The following is a 13,808-nucleotide window of genomic DNA, read 5'->3' as shown; positions in this document are numbered from 1 at the left end:
TCCAAATGTCGTGTCAAAATGCGGCTGAAGCGAACCTGAACTTGGGTCATTCCCCGGCACGAATGAGGCAGAACCTTGACGTTGCATCTTCGCAACAGCGAAATGGCAGGAACCATCCCATGCTGCGCTGCACACCGCTTGGTGCAAGGACTCCAGCACCCTATATTGCGGTCGTGCGCGCCCGAGTCCAGGGCGGGCCGGGATGTCCAAGCGGCCGCTTCGCCACAATGCTGCCCAAGGTGCGAACACCATTTAACGCATGCCGGGCCATATTTCGCCGGCACCGCTTTTTCGGGCCGAAATTGAGGATTGACACCATATGAGCAAAGCCACTGTCACGGCGCTGGTGACGGGCGGGGCCAGGCGGATCGGCAGGGCGATCGTCGAGGATCTCGCCGCGCACGGTTTTGCCGTCGCCATCCATTGCAACCGCTCGCGCATCGAGGCCGATGCGTTGGCTGCCAAAATCATCGCCGGAGGTGGCCGCGCCGCCGTGGTCGCCGCCGACCTGACCGATATGGACGCCGTCGACGATCTTGTCGGCCAGGTGCAAGCAGCGCTCGGGCCGATCCCGCTGCTGGTCAACAATGCGTCGCTGTTCGAGGACGATTCGGTTCGAGATTTCGACTGGCGTGCCTGGGACCGGCACTTTGCCGTCCATGTGAAAGCGCCCGCGCTGCTGGCGCAGAATTTCGCCCGGGCGTTGCCGGCAGGGCAGGAGGGCCTGATCGTCAACATGATCGACCAGCGCGTCTGGCGTCCGACGCCGCGCTACTTCTCCTATGCGCTGTCCAAATCGACGCTGTGGACGGCAACGCAGATGATGGCGCAAGCGCTCGGCCCCAGCATCCGCGTCAATGCCATCGGCCCGGGGCCGACACTGAAGAACGCGCGTCAGGACGACAGCGATTTTGCCGCACAGGTGGATGGCTTGGTCCTCAAGCGCGGCCCGGAATTGCCGGAATTCGGCGCCACAATCCGCTATCTCTGGGAAGCGCGCTCGGTCACCGGCCAGATGATCGCGCTTGATGGCGGCCAGCATCTTGCATGGCAGACGCCCGATGTGACAGGCATGACGGAATGAGTCCTGTAGACCACAAAAGCAAGCCGCGCGGCGGCGCCGACGATCTGCCCCCCGATATCGACCTCGAGGACGAGGCGGTCGAGGAGATCGTTGAAACCGTCGGTCCCGATGTCGCCTTCACCGCCATCGACTGGACACCGCATGCCGGCGACGCGGAAGGCATGATCGGCGCCGAGGTGATCCAGACGCTGGTCAAGCGGCTTCCCAATGCGCCCGGCGTCTACCGCATGATGAACGCTGCCGGCGATGTGCTCTATGTCGGCAAGGCGCGCAGCCTGAAGAAGCGCGTCACCAACTATGCGCAAGGCCGTTTCCACACCACCCGCATCGGCCGCATGGTGCGCGAAACGTCGACGATGGAGTTCGTCGTCACCCGCACCGAGATCGAAGCGCTGCTGCTCGAAGCCAACCTTATCAAGCGCTTGCGGCCGCGATTCAACGTCCTGATGCGCGACGACAAGTCGTTTCCCTACATTCTCTTGACCGGCGACCATGTCTCGCCGGGCATCTACAAGCATCGCGGCGCGCGGTCGCGCAAAGGCGATTATTTCGGCCCGTTTGCCTCGGCCGGTGCCGTTGGCCGTACCATCAACTCCCTGCAGCGCGCCTTCCTGCTCAGGAGTTGCACCAACTCGTTCTACGAGAACCGCACGCGGCCATGCCTGCTTTATCAGATCAAGCGCTGCGCTGGTCCCTGCACCGGCGAGGTCTCGCATCAGGACTATGCCGAACTGGTCGGCGAGGCGAAGGACTTCTTGTCCGGCCGCAGCCAGAAGGTGAAGACGGAAATCTCGGCCGCCATGCAGCAGGCGTCGGAAGCTCTCGATTTCGAGCGCGCCGCGATCTATCGCGACCGGTTGGCGGCCCTGTCGCATGTGCAGAGCCATCAGGGCATTAATCCGGCGACCGTCGACGAAGCCGATGTCTTCGCCATCCATCAGGAAGGCGGCCAGGTCTGCATCCAGGTGTTCTTCTTCCGCACCGGCCAGAACTGGGGCAACCGCGCCTATTTCCCCAAGGCCGATCCGGCGTTGGAAGCAGCCGAGGTGTTGGGTTCGTTCCTGGCGCAGTTCTATGACGACAAGCCGACGCCGCGGAACATTCTTCTGTCGCATGGCGTCGAGGATCAGGAACTGCTGGCCGAGGCGCTCTCCACCCGAGCTGGCCGCAAGGTCGCGATCTCCGTGCCGCAGCGCGGCGAGAAGAAGGACCTGACCGACAACGCTTTGCAGAATGCCCGCGAAGCGCTCGGACGCCGGCTGGCTGAAACCTCCACCCAGGGACGCCTGCTTGCGGGTTTCGCCGAGACATTCGGCCTGGCCAAGCCGCCGGTGCGCATCGAGGTTTACGACAACTCACACATCATGGGCACCAACGCGGTCGGCGCCATGGTCGTCGCCGGACCGGAAGGGTTCGTGAAGAACCAGTACCGGAAATTCAACATCCGCTCGACCGAGATCACACCTGGCGACGATTTCGGCATGATGCGCGAGGTGATGGAGCGACGTTTTTCGCGGCTGCTGAAGGAGCATGGCGATGTCCCGGCTGGGGATGCGGCTGATGGTTCGGCGGACGATATGGAGGACGATATCTCCGGCAGCTTCCCGGCCTGGCCCGATGTCATCCTGATCGACGGTGGCCAGGGCCAGATGACCGCGGTGCGCAAGATCCTCGCCGATCTCGGCATCGAGGACCGGGTGGTGGCCATCGGTATCGCCAAGGGCCAGGACCGCGACGCCGGCCGTGAGCGTTTCTTCGTCAAAGGCAGGGACTCGTTTTCGCTGCCGGTTCGCGATCCCGTGCTCTATTTCGTCCAGCGCCTGCGCGACGAGGTCCACCGTTTCGCCATCGGTTCGCATCGGGCGCGCCGCAAGAAGGAGATGGTCAAGAGCCCGCTCGACGAGATCAGCGGCATCGGTCCCGGCCGCAAGCGGGCATTGCTGCTGGCATTCGGCACCGCCAAGGCGGTCAGCCGCGCGGCCATCGAGGATCTGCGGAAAGTCGACGGAATTTCCGAACAGGTGGCGAAACTGGTCTACAATCATTTCCACGAGAGTTGAAAAATCCGGCACTTTCATCTGGCCTGTCGAATCTGGCCTGTTGACCCCCTACATTCGCATCTGATTTGAGTAGGCAGGCAGAAAGAGTTTCCCAGACATGGCCAAGCGCGCGTTCAACCTGCCCAATATGCTCACCTACGCCCGCATCGTCGCGGTGCCGCTGGTGGTGCTGTGCTTTTTTCTCGAAGGACATCTGAAGTCGAGCGACTTTGCCCGCTGGTCGGCGCTGATCATCTTCCTGCTCGCCTCGATCACCGATTATCTGGACGGCTATCTGGCACGCGCCTGGCAGCAGACCTCCAACATCGGCAAGATGCTCGACCCGATCGCCGACAAGCTGCTGGTCGCCACATGCCTGCTGCTGCTGGCCGCCGATACCGATCGCCATGCGGGTATTGCCGGCTGGTCGTTGTGGGCGGCGATCATCATCCTGTGCCGTGAAATCCTGGTTTCGGGCCTGCGCGAGTATCTGGCGGCGCTGAAAGTCTCGGTGCCGGTGACGCAGTTGGCAAAATGGAAAACCGCGATCCAGATGGTCGCCATAGCGTTCCTCTTGGCCGGACCGGCCGGCGACAAGATCTTTCCGCTGACCACGCAGACCGGGCTGGTTCTGCTGTGGATCGCGGCGTTGGTCACGCTCTACACCGGCTACGATTATTTCCGCGCCGGCCTCAAGCACATCATGGACGAGTGAGATGACGACACGGCTCATCTATTTTGCCTGGGTGCGCGAACGCATCGGCATGGCTGAGGAGGATGTCGACCTGCCTGCGGGCATCGAGACGGTGACCGATCTCCTGCGCTGGCTGAAATCGCGCGGCGATGGCTACGAGCACGCTCTGCAATATCCCGACGTGATCCGCGTCGCCATCAACCAGGAACATGTCGAGCACCGCGAGAAGATCGCGGGCGCCCGCGAAATCGCGCTGTTCCCGCCGATGACCGGGGGCTGACATGAGCGGCGCGGTCTTGCCTGTCGTGCGCATTCAGCGCCAGGATTTTGACGTCGCCGCCGAGATCGCCAGACTGACGCAAGGCCGCGCCGATATCGGCGCCGTGGTGACCTTCTCCGGCCTTTGCCGCGACGAGCAGGGCGCGCTCTCAGCGCTCGAGCTCGAACACTACCCCGGCATGGCCGAAGCGGAAATCGCCCGCATCGCTGTTGAAGCGGTCGAGCGTTGGCCATTGCAGGGGCTCACCGCCATCCACCGCCACGGGAAGATCGCGCCCGGCGAGAACATCGTGCTGGTGGTGGCAGCCTCGGCGCATCGCCATGCGGCGTTCGAGGCGGCGAATTTTCTGATGGACTATCTCAAATCGCGCGCGCCTTTCTGGAAGAAGGAGCATCGGGCTGACGGCTCGGAGGGTGGCTGGGTCGAGGCCAAGGAAGCCGATGCAAACGCCGCGCAACGCTGGTATCAGTCCGAATAAGATCCGCCGCAGCCATGCATTGACCGCAATCCTTTGGCCAATTGGCGGGATTGGTCAGCCTCGGCATTGGCAGCCCGGGGCATTGGCAGCCCGGGGTGAGGGAGATGGTCATGCTGGACAGGATCGCGGAGTTCTTGATCTTCGGTTTCGTGCCTCTGGTCGTCGGCATATTGGCCGTTCCGGAGCAGTCTGTTGCCACCGAAAGGGCCGTGAGAGGCGAGGTGATCTATCGCGAGCGCATTGCCTTGCCGCCCAGTGCCGTGCTCTCCGTCCAGCTGGCGGACGTGTCGCTGGCCGACGCGCCGGCCACCATCATCGGTGAGCAGCAAGTAAAGCCGGCAGGCCAGGTGCCGATCAGCTTCGAGATCAAATTCGACCCTTCGGTCATCCGGTCGCAGATGACTTACGCGTTGCAAGCCCGCATCACCGTCGACGACAAGCTGCTGTTCATCTCCGATATGCGCCATCAGGTCGATCCGTTGGCCGACGTGCCGCAGACCATCATGCTGAAGATGGTCACCCCGAGTGCCGAGCCGACGGCTTCCGTCTTCGACCAGCCCTGGCTGGTCGACTATATCGACGGCATCGGCGCTATTGCTGCCCCGCAAGCGACGTTCAGGGTCAGCGGGGCCGGCAAGGCGGGCGGCAGCGGCCCCTGCAACACCTACTTCGCCACCGCCAAACTCGATGGGCAAACGATCGCGATCAGGGACATCGGCTCGACCTACAAGGCCTGTGCGCCCGAGGTGATGGCCGAGGAAAAGGCGCTGTTCGATGCGCTGGCCAAGGCGGCGTCATACCGTGTCGATGCCGGCAAGCTCATCATATCAGACAAGGATGGCCGCGAGATCCTGCGCTTCAGCGCCGCTAGCTGACCCCCAACGAAAAAGGCCGGCGAAACGCCGGCCTTTTCACGTAATCCAAGGTCTGGACTATCGGCTCAGCCGACGATCTCGGTGTCCGAGAACCAGTACTTGATCTCTTCTGCCGCGGTCTCCGGCGCGTCGGAGCCGTGCACCGAGTTTTCGCCGATCGACAGCGCGTGAACCTTGCGGATGGTGCCTTCGGCGGCGTTGGCCGGGTTGGTGGCGCCCATCACTTCGCGGTTCCTGGCAATGGCGTTCTCGCCTTCCAGCACCTGGACGACGGTCGGTGCCGACGACATGAATTCAACCAGTTCGCCGAAGAAGGGGCGGTCCTTGTGGACGGCATAGAAGCCTTCCGCTTCGCGGCGGCTCATCCAGACCCGGCGCGAGGCGATGACGCGCAGGCCTGCCTCTTCCAGCATCCTGGTGATGGCACCAGTGAGATTGCGCCGGGTTGCGTCCGGCTTGATCATGGAAAATGTGCGTTCGAGCGCCATGGGTCGTCCTTGTCTGAGAATGGAATTGAGAGTGGCGGGCTCTATACAAGCCGCCCGGCCCATTGCCAAGGGGTGAGGCCAAAGGGGTGAGGCCAAAGGGGTGAGGCCAAAGGGGTGAGGGATGGTCCGCGAAGCGGACGGAAAGCCAATTGCTTGGCTCCGAGCGACGAACGGTGAAAGCCCGGTCCGCCTTCGGGCGGATTGAAGGTCCAGTGGACCTTTCAAAGGGTTTGAACGCCCGAAGGGCAGGGAGCGATAGCGAAGGGCAGGCCGCTGCGCTTTTCTGTGCTCCCGAAGCCGAGATCAGACGGCTACACAGCAACGCGTTGCTTGCTATACTCGCGTGTCGGCGCCGCGCTGAGGTCGGGCCGTATGGAGACACCATGACCATGACAGACGATCGTCAGGAACGCATTCGCAACCGTGCGCACCAGCTCTGGCTGCAAGAGGGCCAGCCGGCTGGACATCATGAGCGCCATTGGCATCAGGCGGCCGCCGATGTCGACCAGGAGGACGCCGCGGGCAAGTCGGCGGCCAAAAAGCCAACCAGGAAGGCAACTGGCGCCGCCAAGGCAAAGGCCGCCCCCAAGGAGGCAAAGGCTGCCACGAAGGCCGGCAAGCCAAAGAAGGCGGCGGCCAAGTAAGCTTTACGGCGTCAAGCCGCGGCGGCGATCTTTCGTCCCAGCCCGCCATGCAGGTCGAGGCAGCGGGCGAACCACTGCGCCACCACGTCGCCGTCGTCGAGCAGTTGGTAGGGCGAGGCTATGCGCGCCCATTGCAGGGCGCCGAAGACGATATAGTCGCTGAACAGCGGCGCCGCGCCGCCGATGAATGGCTGATAGGAGAGCATCGAGCGCAATGGCTCCAGCGAGGCTCTGAAATTGCCGAGCCCAGCTTCCCTGGCGGCCTTCACCTCCTCCAGCCGCTTGCCAAGACGCTGCTCCCGGCTCTGGCGGAAATAGACGGCGTTTTCCGCGTCCTGCATGGCATGGAGGTCCATGATCGCCGCGGTGGTCACGTAGGGATGAATGGTCACTTGCGACCAGCGTTCGACGAAGCGCGCCATCGCCTTGCCGCCTTCACCGCCAAACAGCGTCGGCCGGTCCGGATAGGCCTCATCGAGATAGAGCGCGATGGCGAAGGAATCCGCGACGACCGTCTCGCCGTCCCGGATCACCGGAACGGTTTTCGAAACGCCGCCCTCGACAGCGGGCACCTCGAGAAAGCGCGTCGGTACGGTCGATATGTCGAGCCCCTTGTGGGCAAGCGCCATCACCACCTTCCAGCAATGCGGGCTGAACGGACGTGTGGTGTCGCGTCCGACGAGATCATAGAGCAGAATGGTCATTGGCGGCGGCGTTCCTGCGGGTTAGGTAGGCCCCGCATCGACGTGAGCCGAGGGAAGCCATGAGACAGCATTTCATGATGTTTGCGGCCTATAATCAATGGGCCAACGGTCGCATCTATGATGCCGCCGCCGAACTCGATGACGAGGAATTCAACCGCGATGTCGGCGCCTTCTTCGGCTCGATGATGGGCACGCTCAACCACCTTTTGACGGCCGACCGGATCTGGATGAAGCGCTTCACCGGCGAGGGCGACGCGCCGACGACACTGGATGCCATCCTGCATTGGGGGTTGACCGGCCTGCGGGCGGCGCGTGAAGCCGAGGACAGGAGGATCATCGATTGGGTCGGCGGCCTCAATGACAAGGCGTTGACGGGCCGCTTCACCTACATGACCGTTTCGGACATGCGCACCGTCTCGCAAAGGCTGGCGCCGGCGCTGGATCATGTCTTCAACCACCAGACCCACCATCGCGGCCAGGCGCATACGATCCTGACCATCCTGGGACGGCCAAGCCTGGGGTTGGACCTGATGCTTTTTCAGCGGACCGAGGAGGGCAGAGCTTTCGCCTGATTCGGTGCCGTCCGAAGGTCGAAGAGCTTGCGCCTACTATCGCTGCATTTTGTGCTGCAGCATTGTCTTTGCATCTGAAATTAGCCGGCACACCGGATACTTGCCCGAGATTCAGGCGGCCGTCGAAGCCTCGCCCCTGATTTCGCTGTCCAGTTGGCACTGCGTCAGAGCCGCTTCCGCCATCACCCACTGCTTGAACAACTGGACCTTGCGTGCGGCAAGGCCTCTCAGCGGGGAAACAAAATACCAACCAGCCGTGTTCGGGTGGTGGACGGCGAAGGGAGCCACCAGCCTTTCGGCGCGGATGTCGCTGGCCATATAGGCACGGTTGGCCACCGCAAAGCCCATCCCGGAATTGGCTGCCTCGTAGGACATCATGCACGAGTCGAAATAGATGCTCTTGGTCTCGCTGAGCACGAAGCTGGCGCCGGCGAAACCAAGCCAGGATTGCCAATTCTGGGTGCAGGTGTCGGAATGCAGCAGGGTGAAGTGCTTGAGGTCGTCCGGTGTCACCTTCGACAGCCGCTTATCGCCGAGAACTTCGTGGAACAGCTTGCGGCTGCACACCGGTGTCAGGTCTTCGCGAAACAGCAGATCGGATTGCAGCCCGTGAAAGTGACCGTCGCCATAACGGATTTCGAGATCGAATTCCGAGGCCGTGAACTCATGCGTCGCGTAGGAGGTCGAGACCCGCATTACGATATCGGGATATTGCTGCTGGAACAGCGGCAGGCGCGGAAACAGCCAGCGTGCCGCAAAGGTCGGCAGCACCGATATTTTTAGCACATGCTCCTGCGATTGCCCGGTCGCTTCCATGCTGGCGGCGACGATTCGCTCCAGCGCCTCGCGAACGCGCGAGACATAGGTCTCGCCCTCCGGCGTCAACGACACCGCATTGCCGCCGCGCTGGAAAATCTTGAAACGAAGCTGATCCTCAAGGCTTTTCACGCGCTGGCTGACCGCTGAAGCGGTAATAAACTGTTCTTCGCCGGCACGCGTGAAATTACCGTGCCTCGCAGCACTCTCCACGATTTTAAGCGAATTGAGGTTGACCTGACTGAGCAGACGCACGGTTTCGACCTTAAGCTTGGCTTACACTAGCACCAGCATTCCTAATTTTACAGGGGTGGGTGAATTAATCGACTGTTTACCAAGTGTTGCCCCCATCCTGGAGAAGTACAATGAACGCCCATACCATTCCCGAACTGCGTTATGCGATGAGCCGCGAAGCCATTATCGGCCATGAAACCGCCTGGAAAGTGTCGAGTTTCGGTGTCGCGCAATATTTGCACGGCTATGACCCGGCACTGCTTGCAGCTATCGAGGAGGCTGCCCTGAAGCTCAAGGCCAGCCATGCCGTGCACAAGCACCTCGATCTGACCTTCATCACCGGGGCCGACCGTTTCATCCCCCAGATCAAGGAATTGCTGCATGACAAGCTGCGCCTGGAGCGGCTGTCCGACATGATGGGCACCAAGCTGGAGCCCTATCCGCTATCGATCGTCGGCTCGACGGTCACCTTCATGAATCCAAAGGACGGCGCCGTGGAGTGGCATTGCGATGGCGTTCCGGTCACAGAGCTCATTCCGCTGTCGATCAGCAATCCGCTGGTCGGCGGCCACCTCGAAATCTACTGCGACGACTCCGAAACCGGCCGCGCCATTATCGAAGCCGGCCGCGAAATCCCGCGCAACAGTGTCATGCGCATCGATCACAAGATGAACTACGCGACGCTCGGCCAATTCCTGGGCGTCCTGCATCGCACCGCTCCGATCCGGTTCGGCGAGCGCGTCACGCTGGTGCTCAACCAGCGCTCGGTGGCCAAGCCCTATGTCGACGATAACAGAATGTTCTATCTCGCCGCCGACAACGACCACGACCGTGAGTGGGTCAGCGAACTGGCCGAAGATGTCTGGACCAATCAGCTGCCGGCCTATCGTCGGTTCGAGGCGGAGCATCCCGTGCCCACCGCCGTCGAGGCACCGGTTCCGGGCGGCGCCAGGGAATCATGGTAATGAACCATGACCCCGATAAGTCGGAACCGGTTTTCGGACAGGATCATGGTCGAACAGCAACATAGAGTCCCATGCCGATTGTTTCGGCAGGGATCCGGCTCGATATCCGCGTTGGTCTTCGCTGCCGGTGCGGTGGCGTTGTGGTCCACCAATGCCCTGGTCGGCAAATCCCTGCTGGCCAGCCACCCGGTGTCGCAGGTCCAGTTCCTGCAATTTGCAGGCGCAGCACTCGTCTTCGCCGCTATCAGATTGATGAGCCGCGAAAGAGTAGTACCGGTCACCGCCGGGGCGGCGCTCATCTCTCTCGCGGTCGGCTTCATCGGCCTGGTCGGCACCATGGTGCTGCAATACATCGCCTTCGCTTCGATGCCGGTGATCGAGGCCAATCTGGTGGCCTACACCTGGCCGTTGATGGTCGCGGCGGCAGTCATTGCCTTGGAAAATCCGCGGCGTCCGGCACTGTTGGGTCTCGCCGCGGTGGTGGGCTTCATCGGCGTTGCACTGGTGATTTCGGGAGGGCGCAACCAATCCTGGTTCGAAGGCGATCTGGTCGGCTATCTCGCCGCATTCGGGTCCGCGCTATGCATGGCCTTCTATTCGATCATGGTGGGACGGGTGGCCACTCCAGCGGATCGCCTGTTGCTGCCATCGTCTTTGATTGGCGTCGCTTTGATGTTTCTGTGGTGCGCTCGCGACGGTTTCACCTGGCCCGTCGGCGGGGATCTGGCCCTCGGCCTTTATCTCGGCGCCGGTCCGATGGGCCTGGGCTACTATTTCTGGTCGCGCGCCTTGAAGCTTGAAGGCAGCGGCAGGGTCGCGGTGGTCGCCTATCTCACGCCGATCGCCTCGACCCTGCTTTTGACCTTATCCGGCGAACGGCTGACGGTGACGGCCATTGTCGGAGCCATCCTCGTCATCGGCAGTTGTGTCGCGGTCGGTGTGGAACGTTCGGAGGTCGAAAACCATGTTTGACGAGAATGAGCGTCTGGCCATTCAGGAAGCGCATTGGCTGATCGACGAATTCGGCGCCGAGGCACCGCTCTACGCCGCGATGAGGGCCGAAAAGGCCATAGAACAAAAGGATTTCGCGCGTTGCGCCCGCTGGAAGCGTATTCTGGAGATATTGGACGAAAGTCCTGCCGCTAAGTCTGCTGGTTCCAAGTATTAGATTTTCTAATTTGCACGGCGTCGATTTCGCATGAATGCTATTTTTGCCGATTCTTCATTCTTTTATGAGACTTGGCGGTCCGTTGGGGGACGCGGTTAAAGAGATACATCGACACAAGTCTTCGCTGGGGTGGAGGATTTTGTCGCAAATAAGGTGAAAGAATTGTCAAATATCGATGATAAGACCGTTATCGAGCTGACGGCCGATATTGTCTCGGCCTATGTAGGCAACAATCCGCTTCCTGCTGCCGGCCTGCCTGAGTTGATTGCCAGCGTCAGTGCTTCGGTTCGCAAGCTCGCTGGTGCAGTTGTCGCGGAAACTCCAAACCTGGTTCCGGCAGTCAATCCGAAGAAGTCGGTGTTTCCCGACTACATCATTTGCCTTGAGGACGGAAAGAAGTTCAAGTCGCTCAAGCGGCATCTGCGGACCGACTACGGCCTGAGCCCGGACGATTATCGGGCCAAATGGGGCTTGCCGCCGGACTATCCGATGGTTGCGCCAAACTACTCGGCGACGCGATCGGCGCTGGCAAAGTCGACGGGACTTGGCCGCAAGCCGGCAGCAGCGCCGGCCGCTGTCGCCAAGGCAACGAAGCGCAAGGCGACTGCCTGAGAGCAGGCAAGCCACTGTTCGGCTGCTTTGACGACGCCCTCGCTGGCGTCGTTTCGAGGCCTTGTGCGGCCAACTGGCCGGCAAGGCCTTGCGAAGCGTTGATGTCCGGTGCAAAAGCGCGGCCATGCTGATCATCAACGACCTATCGCTCCGCATGGCCGGACGCCTGCTTCTCGACCATGCCTCGCTGACCTTGCCGGCCGGCACCAAGGCCGGCCTTGTCGGCCGCAACGGTACCGGCAAGACGACGCTGTTCAAGGCCATCACCGGCGATTTCCCGTCCGAGACAGGCTCGATCAGCCTGCCGAAGAGCACCCGCATCGGCCAGGTGGCGCAGGAAGCGCCGGGCACCGAGGATGCGCTGATCGAGATCGTGCTCAAGGCCGATCTCGAACGCACGGCGCTGCTCGAAGAAGAAAAGACGGCGACCGATCCGCACCGCATCGCCGACATCCATATGCGGCTGGCCGATATCGACGCGCACTCAGCCGAATCCCGCGCCGCCACCATTCTCGCAGGCCTGGGCTTCGACGACGCTGCGCAACGGCGTCCGGCCTCGTCCTTCTCCGGCGGTTGGCGCATGCGCGTGGCGCTTGCTGCGGTGCTGTTTGCCGAGCCGGACCTGCTGCTGCTCGACGAGCCGACCAACTATCTCGATCTCGAAGGCACGCTGTGGCTGGAAAACTACGTGTCGAAATATCCGCACACCGTGCTTTTGATCTCGCACGACCGCGACCTGCTCAACCGCGCCGTCAATTCGATCGTCCACCTCGACCAGAAGAAGCTGACCTTCTGGCGCGGCGGCTACGACCAGTTCGAACGTCAATATACAGAGCAGAAGGAATTGCAGGAGAAGGGCCGGGTCAAGCAGGAGGCCGCGCGCAAGCACATGGAATCCTTCGTCGAGCGGTTCCGCGCCAAGGCCTCCAAGGCGAGACAGGCACAGTCGCGCATCAAGGCACTGGAAAAGATGAAGCCGATCGCGGCCCTCGTGAACGATTCGGTGCGGCCGTTCTCCTTCCCCGAGCCGGTGAAGACGGTGGCCTCGCCGATCGTGGCGCTGAACAACGTCAATGTCGGCTACACCGAGGGTCAGCCGATCCTCAAGAAGATGACGCTGCGCATCGACGCCGACGACCGCATCGCGCTGCTCGGCGCCAACGGCAACGGCAAGTCGACCTTCGCCAAATTGCTGTCCGGCCGGCTCAAGCAGGAGAGTGGCACCATGACGGTGGCGCCCGGGTTGAAGGTGGCGATCTTCGCCCAGCACCAGCTCGACGACCTCCGGCCGGACGAAAACGCCTACGAGCATGTCCGCCGGCTGATGCCGGAGGCCCCGGAATCGAAGGTGCGCGGCCGCGTCGCCCAGTTCGGCCTCACGACCGAGAAGATGAACACCGCCGCCAAGGATCTGTCGGGCGGCGAGAAGGCGCGGCTGCTGATGGGGCTGTCGGCCTTCGAGGGCCCAAACCTGTTCATCCTCGACGAACCGACAAACCATCTCGACATCGATAGCCGCGAATCGCTGATCCATGCCCTGAACGAATTTCCCGGCGCCGTGATCCTGATCTCGCATGATCGCCATCTGCTGGAGGCAACCGCCGACCGCCTGTGGCTGGTCAAGGACGGCGCGGTCAACCCCTATGACGGCGATCTCGAGGACTACAAGACGCTGGTCACCGGCGTCTCCGGCGACCGCCGCGGCAAGCGCGAGGCCGACAAGGCATCAAAAGCCGACCGCCGCCGCGATGCGGCGGCTCGCCGCGCTGCCTTCGAGCCGCTGGCCAAGGAGATCCGCGCCACTGAAGCGCTGATGGACCGCATTCGCAAGCGCATCGACGGCATTGAGGACGAACTGTCCAATCCGGCGGTCTACGAGAAGGATCCCTCGACGGCGACACGGCTGGCGAAGGAGCGCTCGCAACTGGCCCAGACGCTGGCCGGCCACGAGGAAAAGTGGCTGACCATGTCGGCAGAGTATGAGGAAGGCACGGCGGAGTGATTACCCTCCCCCTTGTGGGGAGGGTCGATCCGCGAAGCGGAGCGGGGTGGGGGTCTGCGCCACGGCCCCCCCCCCAGCGGGGCCGCCCCCCCCCCCCCCCCACGGAGGGCGGCGGGGGGGAGGGAGGGCCCCCCCCCCGGCCCGGGCGGGCGG

Annotated in this window: 16 protein-coding genes; 13 read left to right on the top strand and 3 right to left on the bottom strand. The window is 62.4% G+C overall.

What is annotated here, in order from left to right:
• The first annotated feature begins 319 nt into the window (after positions 1-319).
• From AC0L2U_RS03090 to AC0L2U_RS03065, 6 genes are all read left to right on the top strand, one after another.
• The gene (locus AC0L2U_RS03090) at positions 320-1,084 is read left to right on the top strand and encodes an SDR family oxidoreductase (protein WP_473601380.1); all 765 of its coding nucleotides are present in this window, start codon (positions 320-322) and stop codon (positions 1,082-1,084) included.
• Positions 1,081-3,144: an excinuclease ABC subunit UvrC gene (gene uvrC / locus AC0L2U_RS03085; protein ID WP_127267619.1), complete on the top strand. Its 2,064-nt coding sequence runs from the start codon at positions 1,081-1,083 to the stop codon at positions 3,142-3,144. The genes AC0L2U_RS03090 and uvrC overlap by 4 nt, the downstream gene beginning before the upstream one ends.
• Before the next feature lie 97 nt (positions 3,145-3,241).
• Positions 3,242-3,838: a CDP-diacylglycerol--glycerol-3-phosphate 3-phosphatidyltransferase gene (gene pgsA / locus AC0L2U_RS03080; protein WP_023673449.1), complete on the top strand. Its 597-nt coding sequence runs from the start codon at positions 3,242-3,244 to the stop codon at positions 3,836-3,838.
• A gap of 1 nt (position 3,839) precedes the next feature.
• On the top strand, positions 3,840-4,097 hold the full coding sequence (gene moaD, locus AC0L2U_RS03075) for a molybdopterin converting factor subunit 1 (protein ID WP_127267618.1): 258 nt from the start codon (positions 3,840-3,842) through the stop codon (positions 4,095-4,097).
• A 1-nt stretch (position 4,098) separates the two neighbouring features.
• Positions 4,099-4,575 carry a molybdenum cofactor biosynthesis protein MoaE gene (locus AC0L2U_RS03070; protein ID WP_127267617.1) on the top strand — a complete coding sequence of 159 codons (477 nt, stop codon included), beginning with the start codon at positions 4,099-4,101 and terminating at the stop codon, positions 4,573-4,575.
• Between the two features lie 110 nt (positions 4,576-4,685).
• Entirely contained in the window at positions 4,686-5,450 is a 765-nt protein-coding gene (locus AC0L2U_RS03065; RefSeq protein ID WP_127397431.1) for a YbaY family lipoprotein, read from the top strand.
• Positions 5,451-5,515: 65 nt separating this feature from the next.
• On the opposite strand, the gene ndk is transcribed toward AC0L2U_RS03065, so the two are convergent.
• Positions 5,516-5,938 (bottom strand): nucleoside-diphosphate kinase, encoded by a 423-nt coding sequence (gene ndk, locus AC0L2U_RS03060; protein ID WP_013532476.1) that lies wholly within the window; start codon positions 5,936-5,938, stop codon positions 5,516-5,518.
• 383 nt (positions 5,939-6,321) lie between these two features.
• Between ndk and AC0L2U_RS03055 the strand changes: the two genes are divergently transcribed.
• Complete coding sequence (locus AC0L2U_RS03055) at positions 6,322-6,582, top strand: DUF2934 domain-containing protein (protein ID WP_127331827.1); 261 nt, start codon at positions 6,322-6,324, stop codon at positions 6,580-6,582.
• A gap of 11 nt (positions 6,583-6,593) precedes the next feature.
• Here the strand turns inward: AC0L2U_RS03055 and AC0L2U_RS03050 are convergent, their stop codons facing one another.
• Positions 6,594-7,286, bottom strand: a complete 693-nt coding sequence (locus AC0L2U_RS03050; protein ID WP_127397433.1) for a glutathione S-transferase family protein — start codon at positions 7,284-7,286, stop codon at positions 6,594-6,596.
• A gap of 59 nt (positions 7,287-7,345) precedes the next feature.
• On the opposite strand from AC0L2U_RS03050, the gene AC0L2U_RS03045 reads away from it, so the two are divergent.
• Positions 7,346-7,858: a DinB family protein gene (locus tag AC0L2U_RS03045; protein ID WP_127810836.1), complete on the top strand. Its 513-nt coding sequence runs from the start codon at positions 7,346-7,348 to the stop codon at positions 7,856-7,858.
• A 111-nt stretch (positions 7,859-7,969) separates the two neighbouring features.
• On the opposite strand, the gene AC0L2U_RS03040 is transcribed toward AC0L2U_RS03045, so the two are convergent.
• Positions 7,970-8,929 carry a LysR substrate-binding domain-containing protein gene (locus AC0L2U_RS03040; RefSeq protein ID WP_027037936.1) on the bottom strand — a complete coding sequence of 320 codons (960 nt, stop codon included), beginning with the start codon at positions 8,927-8,929 and terminating at the stop codon, positions 7,970-7,972.
• Between the two features lie 110 nt (positions 8,930-9,039).
• Between AC0L2U_RS03040 and AC0L2U_RS03035 the strand changes: the two genes are divergently transcribed.
• From AC0L2U_RS03035 to AC0L2U_RS03015, 5 genes are all read left to right on the top strand, one after another.
• Positions 9,040-9,873, top strand: a complete 834-nt coding sequence (locus tag AC0L2U_RS03035; protein WP_189526205.1) for a hypothetical protein — start codon at positions 9,040-9,042, stop codon at positions 9,871-9,873.
• A gap of 45 nt (positions 9,874-9,918) precedes the next feature.
• On the top strand, positions 9,919-10,845 hold the full coding sequence (locus AC0L2U_RS03030) for a DMT family transporter (RefSeq protein ID WP_127810835.1): 927 nt from the start codon (positions 9,919-9,921) through the stop codon (positions 10,843-10,845).
• Positions 10,838-11,041: a hypothetical protein gene (locus AC0L2U_RS03025; protein ID WP_024504288.1), complete on the top strand. Its 204-nt coding sequence runs from the start codon at positions 10,838-10,840 to the stop codon at positions 11,039-11,041. Before AC0L2U_RS03030 ends, AC0L2U_RS03025 begins: the two co-directional genes overlap by 8 nt.
• Before the next feature lie 162 nt (positions 11,042-11,203).
• Complete coding sequence (locus tag AC0L2U_RS03020; RefSeq protein ID WP_127268153.1) at positions 11,204-11,653, top strand: Ros/MucR family transcriptional regulator; 450 nt, start codon at positions 11,204-11,206, stop codon at positions 11,651-11,653.
• A gap of 124 nt (positions 11,654-11,777) precedes the next feature.
• On the top strand, positions 11,778-13,655 hold the full coding sequence (locus tag AC0L2U_RS03015; RefSeq protein ID WP_127268152.1) for an ABC-F family ATP-binding cassette domain-containing protein: 1,878 nt from the start codon (positions 11,778-11,780) through the stop codon (positions 13,653-13,655).
• Positions 13,656-13,808 lie beyond the last annotated feature (153 nt).

The organism is Mesorhizobium sp. WSM4808, assembly GCF_055811675.1.
Note: the sequence above shows the minus strand (reverse complement) of the source record. Positions and strands in the feature narration are given on the sequence as shown.

Excerpts from the sequence above, each read along its gene's own strand:
- AC0L2U_RS03090 (WP_473601380.1), top strand. The coding sequence starts at position 320 with ATGAGCAAAGCCACTGTCACGGCGCTGGTGACGGGCGGGGCCAGGCGG.
- uvrC (WP_127267619.1), top strand. The coding sequence starts at position 1,081 with ATGAGTCCTGTAGACCACAAAAGCAAGCCGCGCGGCGGCGCCGACGAT.
- pgsA (WP_023673449.1), top strand. The coding sequence starts at position 3,242 with ATGGCCAAGCGCGCGTTCAACCTGCCCAATATGCTCACCTACGCCCGC.
- moaD (WP_127267618.1), top strand. The coding sequence starts at position 3,840 with ATGACGACACGGCTCATCTATTTTGCCTGGGTGCGCGAACGCATCGGC.
- AC0L2U_RS03070 (WP_127267617.1), top strand. The coding sequence starts at position 4,099 with ATGAGCGGCGCGGTCTTGCCTGTCGTGCGCATTCAGCGCCAGGATTTT.
- AC0L2U_RS03065 (WP_127397431.1), top strand. The coding sequence starts at position 4,686 with ATGCTGGACAGGATCGCGGAGTTCTTGATCTTCGGTTTCGTGCCTCTG.
- ndk (WP_013532476.1), bottom strand. The coding sequence starts at position 5,938 with ATGGCGCTCGAACGCACATTTTCCATGATCAAGCCGGACGCAACCCGG.
- AC0L2U_RS03055 (WP_127331827.1), top strand. The coding sequence starts at position 6,322 with ATGACCATGACAGACGATCGTCAGGAACGCATTCGCAACCGTGCGCAC.
- AC0L2U_RS03050 (WP_127397433.1), bottom strand. The coding sequence starts at position 7,286 with ATGACCATTCTGCTCTATGATCTCGTCGGACGCGACACCACACGTCCG.
- AC0L2U_RS03045 (WP_127810836.1), top strand. The coding sequence starts at position 7,346 with ATGAGACAGCATTTCATGATGTTTGCGGCCTATAATCAATGGGCCAAC.
- AC0L2U_RS03035 (WP_189526205.1), top strand. The coding sequence starts at position 9,040 with ATGAACGCCCATACCATTCCCGAACTGCGTTATGCGATGAGCCGCGAA.
- AC0L2U_RS03030 (WP_127810835.1), top strand. The coding sequence starts at position 9,919 with ATGGTCGAACAGCAACATAGAGTCCCATGCCGATTGTTTCGGCAGGGA.
- AC0L2U_RS03025 (WP_024504288.1), top strand. The coding sequence starts at position 10,838 with ATGTTTGACGAGAATGAGCGTCTGGCCATTCAGGAAGCGCATTGGCTG.
- AC0L2U_RS03015 (WP_127268152.1), top strand. The coding sequence starts at position 11,778 with ATGCTGATCATCAACGACCTATCGCTCCGCATGGCCGGACGCCTGCTT.